The sequence below is a fragment of the Cytobacillus citreus genome (assembly GCF_018343665.1).
Lineage (GTDB): Bacteria > Bacillota > Bacilli > Bacillales > Cytobacillaceae > Cytobacillus > Cytobacillus citreus.
On record NZ_JAGYPM010000010.1, the window covers coordinates 1 to 12,767 of the forward strand.

The following is a 12,767-nucleotide window of genomic DNA, read 5'->3' on the forward strand; positions in this document are numbered from 1 at the left end:
AAACCTCAATTTTATACAGTTTGGTGGCGATAGCGAGAAGGTCACACCCGTTCCCATCCCGAACACGGAAGTTAAGCTTCTCAGCGCCAATGGTAGTTAGGGGCTGTCCCCTTGTGAGAGTAGGACGTCGCCAAGCTTTTAATATTATTGTCGCGGGGTGGAGCACGATCGAATACGCTTCGAAGAGATACTTCAGCGCACCGATTGAGCTGCTACTTGAATAGGTCTTCTGAAATCGGGGCGGCCTTAGGCATAATATGAGCATAATAAAACATTATATTTTCTATCGTCGCGGGGTGGAGCAGTTCGGTAGCTCGTCGGGCTCATAACCCGAAGGTCGCAGGTTCAAATCCTGTCCCCGCAATATGGTCCGGTAGTTCAGTTGGTTAGAATGCCTGCCTGTCACGCAGGAGGTCGCGGGTTCGAGTCCCGTCCGGACCGCCATATACATACTAGTGAGACACAACGAAACTTGGTTTCGTTTTTTTGTTGTATAAGAAATTTTAATTTTAGCTATCTGTTGATAACTTGAGATATAGTTTATCTACGTTCAGCTCCAGCGCCTACCTCCGACGTACAGGACGTACTAGTGTCGACAATGCGACAGGACAAGGAAAGCTACGTCAGCGACACATCGCACGACCAAAAGAGAAGCTTTTGGGAGGACGTCGCGCTTTTGTCGACCTCGAGGTCACAAGCTTGTCTAGTTACGGCTCCTAGGGACTCTCGTCATAAGCCGATCCCTTCCAGAAGACAAAGAACGTCTTCTTACAGGGCTCGTCTTATGCAGTCGTCCCTAAACAGTCGCCTTCACATTTCGATCAATCCTCCCAGAAAGGGAAAGAACACCTTTCCGTGAGGCTCGTCTTGTGCTTGTCGGAGGTGAGTAAGGCGCTTACGCATTTGTTCTTTAATGATTGCAAATTAATATGTAGTTCAACTTCCAATAATGGAAGCTTTCCGTATTAATGTTCAACATTTTTTGCTTGGTATCATAAAATCATGTAAACTATACAAAGAAGATATTCCTTAGGATACATCCTAAGGTTTTTTTGTTCATTCAGATAATGAAAAACAAAGGTGATAAAGCTAATATGAAACCATTTGAATTTAGTTCGAGTAAACCTGAAGAAACTATTGAATTTTCTAAAAGTCTTGCGAGGCTGTTAAAGGCTGGAGATGTTATTGCTCTTGAGGGCGACCTTGGTGCGGGGAAAACAACTTTTACGAAAGGTTTGGCACTTGGGTTAGAGATTAAAAAAAATGTAAACAGTCCTACTTTTACAATAATAAAAGAGTATCAGGGCAGATTGCCTCTATATCATATGGATGTGTATCGAGTAGAGGATTCATTTGAGGATCTAGGGTTTGATGAATATTTTGATGGTAATGGTGTAACCGTTGTGGAGTGGGCTCATTTAATTGCTGAGCAGCTACCAGAGGAGCTATTAACGATTTATTTATATCTTGGTGAAAATGGTTCAAGAAGGCTTGTTCTAGAACCAAAAGGACAAAGATATGAGGAGTTATGTAAGGAGATATTATTATGAAGGTTCTTTCAATCGATACATCCAATTACACTTTAGGTGTTGCCTTATTAGATGGGGATCAAGTAAAAGGTGAATATATTACAAATCTAAAAAAGAATCATTCTGTAAGGGTCATGCCTGCTATAGAATCGTTAATGAATGATTGTGATATGAAGCCTGCTGATCTTGAAAAAATTGTTGTGGCAAAAGGGCCAGGTTCCTATACGGGTGTGAGAATTGGCGTTACAATAGCAAAAACATTAGCTTGGACATTAAACATTCCTTTAGTTGGTGTATCAAGTCTTGAGGGATCTGCAGCATCAGCAGGCAGATATTTTGATGGATGCATTTCTCCACTATTTGATGCGCGCAGAGGACAAATTTATACTGGCCTATATCAGTACCGGCAAGGACAAATATATTCAATTCAGAAGGACCAACTTTTATTATCAAAGGATTGGGCAGCTATTCTAAAAGAACGAGATGAAAAAATACTTTTCATCGGCAATGATTTACCAATTCATCAACCTATTATTGAAGAGACTCTTGGAGGACAAGCAGTATTTGCTGAAATCACTGAGCAAAATCCTCGCCCATCAGAGCTTGCTTTATTAGGACGGGACAGAGAGGGAGAGGATATTCATTCTTTTGTTCCAAATTATATTCGTTTAGCTGAGGCAGAATCAAATTGGATTAAAGCAAATAAAGAAAAAAAGATTTAAGGATAAGGAAGTAACAATATGAATAAATCTTTAACTTTTCGCTTTTTGAATGAAAATGATGTCGATGAAATTCATAAAATTGAACGAGAATCTTTTACTATGCCGTGGACGAAAGAGGCATTTTATAATGAATTTACACAAAATAAATTTGCTGTTTATGTAGGCTTAGAGGAAGATGGAAATATCATTGGCTATTGTGGTGTATGGATTGTCCTTGATGAGGCACATATTACAAATGTTGCGATATTGCCTCAATACCGCGGGATGAAACTGGGTGAAGCCTTAATGAGAGAGATTATGGAGGTATCAGCTGATAAAGGGGCTATGACGATGACTCTTGAGGTTCGTGTTACCAATCACATCGCGCAATCTCTTTATCGCAAGCTCGGATTTCAGAATGGTGCCATCAGAAAGAATTATTACACAGATAATCAAGAAGATGCTTTAGTAATGTGGGTGAATTTATAATGGGAAAAGATCAATGGATAATGGGTATAGAAACAAGCTGTGATGAAACATCAGTAGCAATTGTTAAAAATGGCAGGGAAATTGCTTCAAATGTGGTAGCTTCACAAATAGAAAGTCACAAAAGATTTGGAGGCGTTGTTCCAGAAATTGCTTCACGTCATCATGTGGAACAAATAACGATTGTGCTTGAAGAAGCATTAAAGCAGGCTAATATTAGCTTTTCTGATTTAGACGCGATCGCAGTAACAGAAGGTCCAGGATTAGTTGGAGCACTTCTAATCGGGGTGAACGCAGCCAAAGCGGTCGCTTTTGCACATGGAATTCCATTAATCGGGGTACATCATATTGCTGGCCATATTTATGCGAATCGTCTCGTTGCTGAGATGGAATTCCCATTGCTTTCACTTGTTGTTTCAGGAGGACATACGGAGCTTGTCTTCATGAAGGAACAGGGCCATTTTGAAGTAATAGGTGAAACTAGAGATGATGCAGCAGGCGAGGCGTATGATAAAGTTGCAAGAACCTTAAGCCTGCCTTATCCTGGGGGACCTCATATTGATCGTCTTGCTCAAGAAGGAGAGCCTATCATTTCACTACCAAGAGCATGGCTAGAGGAAGGATCCTATGATTTTAGTTTTAGTGGATTAAAATCAGCAGTTATCAACACAGTCCACAATGCGGAACAGCGTGGAGAAAAGATATCCCCAGAAGATTTGGCAGCAAGCTTTCAACAAAGCGTCATTGATGTGCTCGTAACAAAAACAGTCAATGCAGTTCAGGAATATAAAGTAAAACAAGTATTGTTAGCTGGTGGTGTAGCTGCAAATAAAGGTTTACGTGCCGCTTTGCAGGAAGTTTTTGAAAATTCAACAGATATTCAGCTAATTATTCCACCCCTATCTTTATGTACGGACAACGCAGCTATGATTGCTGCAGCAGGGAGTATCTTATTCGAAAAAGGGATTCGGTCAACGATGGCACTGAATGCTAATCCAGGCCTCGATATTTCTATCCACAACTAAATCATAGATAGGTATTAGTCCTCATCAAATGGGGACTATTTTTATGTGGATAAAAACAGATTACAAGTATTCAATTGTGTATAATGTGGATAAAAACACAAGAAACTGTGGATAATGTGGAGAAGTCTGTGGAATCCCTCTATTTCAGTCCATTATATGTGAATATTTTTGTGGATAAAGAAAACTCGCTGATTGGCGAGCCTTGGAAAGGCGAAGACAGAGGCGTAGTTGCACTTATCGCGCTCATACATGCCACGTCCTCCCAAAAGCTTCTCTTTTGGTTGTCTTCTGCGCTGGCAATTTATACTTTCTTAACGTGTAAGAAAAGACCAAGAGGGAGCATTCTCTTGGTCGATTTTCGTAAAGAATAAGAATAACTTTTCTCGAGTTAGAGAATTGTCTAGCTCCAGCGCCTACCCCCTCGAGGTCACAAGCCAATCCTCCCAGAAAGGTAAAAAACACCTTTCCGAGAGGCTCGTCTTGTGCTTGTCGGGGGTGAGCAAGTCGCTTGCGCATTTCATTATTCAGCTAGTACTGTCCACTCTTCAACTAATACTTCTAATTTAGCCTTTGTTTCGTTATTCTCTTTTGTAATTTCCATGACCCTTTCATGGTCTTGATACACATCGGGTTCACAGAGGAGCTGCTCATATTCAGCAATTTGCATTTCTAACGCCTCTATTTGTTTCTCGACTTCTTCTAGTCTTCTTTGTCTCTGTCTTTCGATTTTTTTAGCTTCTTTATCCATTTGATAGCTGCTTTTTTCTTGATTTAATTGCTGTGGAGAAGAAGGAATTTTAGATGAAGCCAATATTTTTAACTCTTCTTGTTCTTGTTTTTTTTCAACATAATAATCGTAATCACCTAGATATTCAGTCGCTCCCTTTTCACTAAGCTCAAGAACTTTGGTCGTAATTCGATTAATAAAATAACGGTCGTGGGACACAAATAGAATGGTACCAGGGTAATCGATTAATGCATTCTCTAATATTTCTTTACTATCTAGATCAAGATGGTTTGTAGGCTCGTCCAGGATTAAGAAATTAGCCTTTTGCATCATTAGCTTAGCTAATGCTAGACGTGCCTTCTCACCTCCGCTTAATGTTGAGACTGTTTTTAAAACGTCATCTCCAGAGAAAAGAAAGTTACCTAGCACTGTCCGAATTTCTTTTTCTGGTTTTAGCGGATAATCGTCCCATAGCTCGTTCAGCACACGCTTATTAGAGGTAAGCTCAGCTTGTTCTTGATCGTAATAACCAATAGCTACATTTGAACCGAAGTTCAGATCACCTTCAAGAAGGGGCAGCTTATTAATAATGGTTTTTAAAAGTGTGGATTTGCCAATTCCATTTGGACCAACAAGGGCAAAGCTTTCACCCCGAGTGATGCGGAAAGAAATATCCTTTGAAATCACTTCTCCGCCATAACCGACTGCAACGGAATTAGCCTTTAATACTTCATTCCCTGATTGTCTATCAATTTGGAATCCAAATGAAGCTGATTTCTCATCACCAAGTGGACGATCCAATAGCTCCATTTTCTCTAGCTGTTTTCTTCTGCTTTGTGCTCTTTTAGTAGTGGTTGCTCTTGCTAGATTCCGCTGAATAAAATCCTGAAGCTTGGCCACTTCTTCCTGCTGTTTTTCATAGAGTCTCATTTCGCGTTCATAGTTAGCGGCCTTTTGCTCAAGATAGGAGCTGTAGTTCCCTAAATATTTTCGAATTTGATTTCTTGATAATTCATACACCTGTGTAACGATTTTATCTAAAAAGTATCGATCATGGGAGACGATTAGAATGGCTCCATCATATCCTTGTAAATATTGTTCAAGCCAGGATAATGTATCAATATCTAAATGATTCGTCGGCTCGTCCAATATTAAAATGTCGGGTTTCTTTAATAATAGTTTCCCTAAAGCAAGCCTTGTTTTTTGTCCGCCGCTTAATGTAGATATTTTTGTATCATAACTAAAGGACTGGAAATTCAATCCGTGAAGGACAGAGCGAATGTCTGATTCGTATTGATAGCCTCCTAGTTCTTTAAATTGAACCTGCCGTTCGTCATATTCTTTTAATATTCGATCATAATCTTCCTGATTTGCCATTGCCTCAGGCTCAGACATTCTCTCTTCAAGCCTGCGTAAATTCTTCTCGAGCTTTTGTAAATGATCGAATACAGTCAGCATTTCGTCCCAAATCGAACGCTCTGATTCAAGGCCAGTATTTTGTGCTAAATACCCAATTTCCACTTCTTTTGGTTTGATAATTTCACCAGAATCATGGGACATTTGACCAGCAATAATTTTTAAAAGTGTGGATTTACCAGCTCCATTGCGTCCAACAAGAGCAATTCTGTCACGAGTTTGTACTTCAAGCTTTATATTCGATAAAATAACTTCCGCACCGAAGTTTTTAATTAATTGATTGACTTGTAATAAAATCATTTTTTTCACCTCTGTGTTATAGAGATAGTGTAACCCATTCATATATGATGGGCAATAAAGGAGTATTTGTGTGATCAACGCTCTCTTAAAAATTTTTATTTACTTGTACGGTTATTTAAACATATAATTTCTCTATAATAATCGTGTAGGTAAGGATTTTCTGATCAAATCTTATTTGTGAAAAGCCTTACAAAGTTTACACAACTGGATAAAAATAGTGTATGATTTGATTGTGAGGTGTTATTATGACTGAGTTTACACATTTTAATCAAGAAGGCAGAGCAAAAATGGTCGATGTTAGTGATAAGCCGGAAACGGCTCGTACGGCGATTGCTCACTCAAGTATTACAGTTAATAAAGAAATATATGAAAGCATTACTTCGAATAAAATGAAAAAAGGCGATGTACTTGCGGTTGCCCAGGTTGCAGGTGTAATGGCTTGCAAGAAAACGTGGGAAATCATCCCTATGTGCCATCCGATTCCACTAACTGGTGTGGATATATCATTCTCATGGAAGATTGCACACGAGGAGTATATACTTTTCATTACTGCTACTGTCAAAACAAAGGGTAACACTGGAGTAGAGATGGAAGCGCTAACAGCTGCATCTGTATGTGCGCTAACCGTATATGATATGTGTAAAGCGGTTGATAAAGGGATGGTTATCGGCAAAACATATTTAGTTGAAAAAACTGGTGGTAAGAATGGAGATTTTAAACGAGAGATTGAATAGTTAGAATTTGGAGAGGAGATACATATATGGCAAGTGAATCAATGAAAATTCCACAAGCAACTGCAAAACGTCTCCCTTTATATTATCGTTTTCTTAAAAATTTGCATGCTTCTGGAAAGCAGAGGGTATCATCGGCAGAATTAAGTGAGGCTGTAAAGGTTGATTCTGCAACGATAAGAAGGGACTTCTCTTATTTCGGAGCTTTAGGGAAAAAGGGGTATGGGTATAACGTCAATTACTTGCTCTCTTTTTTCCGGAAAACATTGGATCAGGATGAACTAACAAAGGTAGCCCTTATAGGAGTTGGTAATTTAGGGACCGCGTTTCTGAATTACAATTTTCTAAAAAACAATAATACAAAAATTGAAGTAGCCTTTGATGTAGACGAGGGCAAGGTCGGAACCTATATTAGCGATGTCCCTATTTATCATATGAATGACCTTGAAAAAGTCATCCAGGATCAACAGATTCAAGTAGTCATATTAACTGTTCCTGCTCCAGCAGCTCAATCAATCGCGGACAGAATTGCCCAAGGCAATGTGAAGGGCATTTTGAATTTTACACCAGCACGGCTTTCGGTTCCACCAACAATAAGAATTCACCATATAGATTTAGCAGTCGAACTTCAGTCACTTATCTATTTTTTAAAGCATTATCCAGCAGAAATTGATTAAGGCTTTTTAGAATAAATTCTTGTGGCAATTCAATAGAAATGAGCCTCCTTGAAGGCTCATTTTTTTGGTTGACTATTTTTTAATTTAAAGTGAAACCCAACCAATCGTAAGCCTGTACCTATGTCCATGGTTGCAATAATAATGAGAAAATATGTAAACATTCCCCAGGTTTGTTCTCTTTGAGTATTCTGGATCGCCATTAGGGTAAAGAGGATCCCAAGAATGATATAAATAATGCCTGAAAACAATGGTGTCCTTCTCATAAAAATCCTCCAATAAAGCTTTGAATTTTTTCCATTTCTTTAAGCCAGTTTTCAATAGTGTCTTTATTTAGCTGCAAGATAACGACGAATGTATTCATTGCCACATGGGCAAAAATAGGTACGATGATGCGCTTTGTCTTGACATAGAGAAAGGCAAATGTAAAACCCATTGCAGAATATAAAAGGATATGTTCGATTTCGGCATGAGCAAGAGCGAAAATAACTGAGCTAATTAAAGCTGACAGAAAAAAGTTCATTCTTTGGTGGAGCGAACCGAAAAGGATTTTCCGAAAAATAATTTCTTCTAGAATGGGACCGATCACAGAGCTGACAATGATGATGATGGGTGAAACTTGAATAAGCTGCATAATTTGCTGTGTGTTTTCAGAGCCCATTTCAATTCCAATTAAGTTCTCAATATTGGCAGCAATCGTTTGGGCAAAAAACGCAAGGAAAACACCGCCAATGGCCCATGCCATAGAAGAAGCAGCAGAAGCTGAATTCCTCATTAAGGTGTGATCTTTCATTTCTTTTCGCAGCAATACTAAAGTGATGATTAATGTAATTGTAAAGCTGATCACAATCCATGATGTAACCGAGAGAATCTCCATTTCCTTCATACTTTTTCCTAAAAGGGTACCGAAATATGCAACGAGTGGAACTCCAATGATGCCTGATAATTGCATGGCTATATAAACAATGAGTATGATCCAGTATTCTTTTTTCACCAATTTATCTCCTTATTAATAGTGTACACTAAACTTCATTTTACTCATAAAAAGGTACATGTTTCAAATAGTACACTCAAAATGAATTTTTGGTTCTTTCGGTGAGGACATATAATTTTTTTTTGAAAAAACTTGAGCTTCACTCTTGCAAATAGATAGAAGATTCTTTAATATAATAATTGTGTTAGCACTCAAGGTTAGAGAGTGCTAATAAAATAAATTACATATTTATTGAGGAGGTTGTTTCACTTGTTAAAGCCACTAGGTGATCGAATTATTATCGAGCTTGTTGAAACTGAAGAAAAAACTGCAAGCGGCATCGTTTTGCCGGACACTGCTAAAGAAAAGCCTCAAGAAGGTAAAGTCGTTGCTGTAGGTACTGGCCGCGTACTTGAGAACGGTGAGCGTGTAGCCCTTGAAGTTGCTGAAGGCGACCGCATTATCTTCTCAAAATATGCTGGTACTGAAGTGAAGTACGAAGGCAAAGAATATTTAATTTTTCGCGAAAACGACATTCTTGCTGTTATCGGCTAATACCCGCGCAGCTTTTACATTTTAAGAAAGATAACTTTAAATATTTCGAGGAGGTTTTTATTCATGGCAAAAGAGATTAAATTTAGTGAAGATGCTCGCCGCGCAATGCTTCGCGGTGTTGACGCTCTTGCAGATGCTGTAAAAGTAACTCTTGGACCAAAAGGACGCAACGTGGTTCTTGAGAAGAAATTCGGTTCCCCATTAATTACAAATGATGGTGTAACAATTGCGAAAGAAATCGAATTAGAAGATGCTTTCGAAAACATGGGTGCAAAGCTTGTTGCTGAAGTTGCCAGCAAAACAAATGATGTTGCTGGTGATGGTACAACAACTGCAACAGTTCTTGCTCAAGCCATGATCCGTGAAGGTCTTAAAAACGTAACAGCTGGTGCAAACCCAATGGGTATCCGCAAAGGTATCGAAAAAGCGGTTGCTACTGCTGTTGGAGAGCTAAAAACAATTTCTAAACCAATCGAAGGCAAAGAGTCAATCGCACAGGTTGCTTCTATTTCTTCTGATGATATAGAAGTTGGCCAACTAATCGCTGAAGCTATGGAGCGCGTTGGTAACGATGGAGTTATCACAATCGAAGAGTCTAAAGGCTTCACTACTGAGCTTGATGTAGTAGAAGGTATGCAATTCGACCGTGGATATGCTTCTCCATACATGGTAACTGATTCTGATAAAATGGAAGCAGTTCTAGATAATCCATACATTTTAATTACTGATAAAAAGATCACTAGCATTCAAGAAATTCTTCCTGTTCTTGAGCAAGTAGTTCAACAAGGCAAGCCATTATTACTTGTTGCTGAAGATGTTGAGGGTGAAGCACTTGCTACATTAGTAGTGAACAAACTTCGCGGAACATTCAATGCAGTAGCTGTTAAAGCTCCTGGCTTTGGTGACCGTCGTAAAGCAATGCTTGAAGACATCGCTATCTTAACTGGCGGAGAAGTAATCACAGAAGAATTAGGCCGTGACCTAAAATCTGCAACAATCGAATCTTTAGGTCGTGCTTCTAAAGTTGTTGTTACGAAAGAAAACACAACAATCGTAGAAGGTGCTGGAGAAAGTGCGCAAATCGCTTCTCGTGTAAACCAAATCCGTGTTCAATTAGAAGAGACTACTTCTGAATTTGACAAAGAAAAATTACAAGAGCGCTTAGCGAAATTAGCTGGCGGTGTAGCAGTTATTAAAGTAGGTGCTGCTACTGAAACAGAATTAAAAGAGCGCAAGCTTCGCATCGAAGACGCATTAAACGCTACTCGTGCAGCTGTTGAAGAAGGAATTGTATCCGGTGGTGGAGTTGCTCTACTTAACGTATACAATAAAGTTGCTGCTCTTGAAGCAGAAGGCGATATCGCAACTGGTATCAACATCGTATTACGTGCGATGGAAGAGCCTGTACGTACAATCGCTCAAAATGCTGGCCTAGAAGGTTCTGTTATCGTTGATCGCTTAAAGCGCGAAGAAATCGGAACAGGCTTCAACGCAGCTACTGGCGAGTGGGTAAACATGATCGATGCTGGTATCGTTGACCCTACGAAAGTAACTCGTTCTGCGCTTCAAAACGCTGGTTCTGTTGCTGCAATGCTTCTAACAACTGAAGCAGTAATTGCTGACAAACCAGAACCAAACGCACCTGCAATGCCTGATATGGGTGCTATGGGCGGAATGGGCGGCATGATGTAATAAGCCGCTTCACCCTTTGATATATAAGGGTTTTATGTAAGATGAGAGTGTGATGTTAACATTTTGTTAACATAGAGGATTTTAATCGAGGCTTCTCATGAGTTGTGCAAACTTGTGGGAAGCTTCTTTTTCATTTCTTGCGTAACATGGAGATAGACATTTTTGGTTATATGATCATCTGTATGGCCAAGTCTGTCCATAATCTGTTCAAGAGCTTCACCAGCCTCTGCAAGAAGCGATTAGGCAGTGGGGGGGAAATGTTTTTTATCAGTTATTTTGGTTGATTATGATTGTATAAAATAAGGAGGTATATGTTCAGAACACAAGTTCATCCTTGGGAACGTGAGCAATATATGACTCAATATTAATTGATTAGAGTCTATAAAAGCCTGATACGACTGAAAATGTCGTTTTAGGCTTTTTACTTTTTATGGGACAGGGTTTAAGGAATAGTTATATCGTCGTTTTGTCTTTTGTACGATTTTTAGTCAATGAAGACGATCAAAGCAATCGCTTCTTATTTCTCTAGTGTAAATTCCTAATTTATAGACTTATACCGTGACAAGCTATAGGGAAATTCACATATTTATAGATAAACAGGAAATATAAAAGGGATGGTAACTTATGAAGATTTTATTTCTAGAAAGTCACCCAATGTGGATTTATGGTTTACCTAATGGTTTTAGAGAAGAAGGGCATACAGTGATGATTTCTGGACCTTTAAGTAGGGAAAATATTTCAGAAATGCTAAATTGGTTTAAGCCTGATTTAATCATATCTGTTGGATGGACAACCGAACACTCTAAAGAAAAGTGGCCCTGGATCCGAGAGGCTATTAAGAAAACAACGATACCGTTAGTTTATTGGGCAACTGAAGACCCTTTACACACTGAAAATTTTACAATACCTCTTATTAATGCAATTAGACCAGATTTCGTTTTTACAGTCACACCTTCATTATGTAAAAAATACGAGGAGCTAGGTTTTAAAGCTGATCATTTAGATTTTGGGTACCATCAGAGTGTACATTTTCAGGTACAACCATCGAATAACTATCGTTGTGACATAGCGGTAGTAGCTAATGCATATCCATCATATCTTAAAAAAAATCCAAATGAGTTCCGTGCGGATGCCTTAAAAACATTAATAAAGCCACTTATCAAGAAAGGAGTACGTGTTGATTTTTGGGGAAAGAAATGGGGAAGAATGCGGAAGTATATTGGAAAAGAAATTCCCACTAATTGGATTCATGGCTATTTAGACTACAGGGATGCATATAAAGTCTATAGTTCTGCCAAAATAGTTATTGGATTGCAAAACTCTAGAACACAACTTGCTATGCGCACATACGAAATTCTTGGTTCTGGTGGGGTTTTATTAACAGTGGATACACCGGCAGTTCGTGATAAATTTACACCAGATAAAGATTTAATTGTTTCATCCTCCCCTGAGGAAACAGTAGATAAGATTCAATATTATTTAAATAATGATACAGAAAGACAACAAATACGTGAAAATGGTAAAATAGCTGTCAAAGAACATTCCTATCGAAATAGAGCTAAGAAAATACTTGCAGTATTAGAAAATAGAGGAGTTCTAACAGAAATCGGAGATGTTATACATTATTCAGAATTTCTAAAAGAATTCTATGAAATTCATAACATTTCTCCAGGTGATACTCTTTCAGAAATTGCAAATAAATATAATGTCCCGTTACAAGAATTGATCGAACTTAATAATCTTAGTTCAGATGAAAAAATATATGCAGGTCAAATCATTAAAATTAAAAAAAAGCATACTATACTCTAAAAAAATAAAACCTTGGAGGGCAGGGTTTTATTTATTATGAAGATTTTTGGGCGGGTTGTTGATCTACATCCGAGTGAATAATGATGTAACATTCTTGAAAGTTAGCCTTATTTCCATATGTAAATCTTAATTGTTGACCAAGATTTAGC

At 38.5% G+C, this 12,767-nt stretch carries 12 protein-coding genes, 2 tRNA genes, 1 rRNA gene and 1 pseudogene; 12 read left to right on the top strand and 4 right to left on the bottom strand.

Features of this window, described 5'->3' with window-relative positions; all coding sequences use genetic code 11:
* The first annotated feature begins 19 nt into the window (after nt 1-19).
* The 7 genes from rrf (at nt 20) to tsaD (ending at nt 3,741) form a co-directional block, all read left to right on the top strand.
* A 5S ribosomal RNA gene (rrf, locus tag KHA94_RS24430) occupies nt 20-136 on the top strand.
* Between the two features lie 154 nt (nt 137-290).
* Nucleotides 291-364 (top strand) — tRNA-Met (locus tag KHA94_RS24435).
* A 3-nt stretch (nt 365-367) separates the two neighbouring features.
* Nucleotides 368-444: transfer RNA gene (locus KHA94_RS24440), tRNA-Asp, on the top strand.
* Between the two features lie 650 nt (nt 445-1,094).
* Nucleotides 1,095-1,550 (top strand): tRNA (adenosine(37)-N6)-threonylcarbamoyltransferase complex ATPase subunit type 1 TsaE, encoded by a 456-nt coding sequence (gene tsaE / locus KHA94_RS24445; protein ID WP_213104680.1) that lies wholly within the window; start codon nt 1,095-1,097, stop codon nt 1,548-1,550.
* On the top strand, nt 1,547-2,251 hold the full coding sequence (gene tsaB / locus KHA94_RS24450) for a tRNA (adenosine(37)-N6)-threonylcarbamoyltransferase complex dimerization subunit type 1 TsaB (protein WP_213104681.1): 705 nt from the start codon (nt 1,547-1,549) through the stop codon (nt 2,249-2,251). The genes tsaE and tsaB overlap by 4 nt, the downstream gene beginning before the upstream one ends.
* Before the next feature lie 18 nt (nt 2,252-2,269).
* Entirely contained in the window at nt 2,270-2,719 is a 450-nt protein-coding gene (gene rimI, locus KHA94_RS24455; RefSeq protein ID WP_213104682.1) for a ribosomal protein S18-alanine N-acetyltransferase, read from the top strand.
* Nucleotides 2,719-3,741, top strand: coding sequence for a tRNA (adenosine(37)-N6)-threonylcarbamoyltransferase complex transferase subunit TsaD (tsaD, locus tag KHA94_RS24460; protein WP_213104683.1), 1,023 nt, complete (start codon nt 2,719-2,721; stop codon nt 3,739-3,741). The genes rimI and tsaD overlap by 1 nt, the downstream gene beginning before the upstream one ends.
* 520 nt (nt 3,742-4,261) lie before the next feature.
* Here the strand turns inward: tsaD and KHA94_RS24465 are convergent.
* Complete coding sequence (locus tag KHA94_RS24465) at nt 4,262-6,184, bottom strand: ABC-F family ATP-binding cassette domain-containing protein (RefSeq protein ID WP_213104684.1); 1,923 nt, start codon at nt 6,182-6,184, stop codon at nt 4,262-4,264.
* A gap of 245 nt (nt 6,185-6,429) precedes the next feature.
* Between KHA94_RS24465 and moaC the strand changes: the two genes are divergently transcribed.
* The gene (gene moaC, locus KHA94_RS24470) at nt 6,430-6,918 is read left to right on the top strand and encodes a cyclic pyranopterin monophosphate synthase MoaC (protein WP_213104685.1); all 489 of its coding nucleotides are present in this window, start codon (nt 6,430-6,432) and stop codon (nt 6,916-6,918) included.
* Nucleotides 6,919-6,944: 26 nt separating this feature from the next.
* Entirely contained in the window at nt 6,945-7,592 is a 648-nt protein-coding gene (locus KHA94_RS24475) for a redox-sensing transcriptional repressor Rex (RefSeq protein ID WP_213104686.1), read from the top strand.
* A gap of 56 nt (nt 7,593-7,648) precedes the next feature.
* Here KHA94_RS24475 and KHA94_RS24480 read toward each other — a convergent pair whose 3' ends face one another.
* Together KHA94_RS24480 and KHA94_RS24485 are read right to left on the bottom strand one after the other, a co-directional pair.
* On the bottom strand, nt 7,649-7,855 hold the full coding sequence (locus tag KHA94_RS24480; protein ID WP_213104687.1) for a YdiK family protein: 207 nt from the start codon (nt 7,853-7,855) through the stop codon (nt 7,649-7,651).
* The gene (locus tag KHA94_RS24485) at nt 7,852-8,583 is read right to left on the bottom strand and encodes a CPBP family intramembrane glutamic endopeptidase (protein ID WP_213104688.1); all 732 of its coding nucleotides are present in this window, start codon (nt 8,581-8,583) and stop codon (nt 7,852-7,854) included. The genes KHA94_RS24480 and KHA94_RS24485 overlap by 4 nt, the downstream gene beginning before the upstream one ends.
* A gap of 249 nt (nt 8,584-8,832) precedes the next feature.
* On the opposite strand from KHA94_RS24485, the gene groES reads away from it, so the two are divergent.
* Together groES and groL are read left to right on the top strand one after the other, a co-directional pair.
* Entirely contained in the window at nt 8,833-9,117 is a 285-nt protein-coding gene (gene groES, locus KHA94_RS24490) for a co-chaperone GroES (RefSeq protein ID WP_213104689.1), read from the top strand.
* A 63-nt stretch (nt 9,118-9,180) separates the two neighbouring features.
* Nucleotides 9,181-10,809, top strand: coding sequence for a chaperonin GroEL (gene groL, locus KHA94_RS24495; protein WP_213104690.1), 1,629 nt, complete (start codon nt 9,181-9,183; stop codon nt 10,807-10,809).
* 81 nt (nt 10,810-10,890) lie between these two features.
* Here groL and KHA94_RS26810 read toward each other — a convergent pair.
* Nucleotides 10,891-11,048, bottom strand: a pseudogene (locus tag KHA94_RS26810) (site-specific integrase); the annotation flags it as partial.
* 385 nt (nt 11,049-11,433) lie between these two features.
* On the opposite strand from KHA94_RS26810, the gene KHA94_RS24500 reads away from it, so the two are divergent.
* Nucleotides 11,434-12,618 carry a DUF3880 domain-containing protein gene (locus KHA94_RS24500; protein ID WP_213104691.1) on the top strand — a complete coding sequence of 395 codons (1,185 nt, stop codon included), beginning with the start codon at nt 11,434-11,436 and terminating at the stop codon, nt 12,616-12,618.
* Nucleotides 12,619-12,767 lie beyond the last annotated feature (149 nt).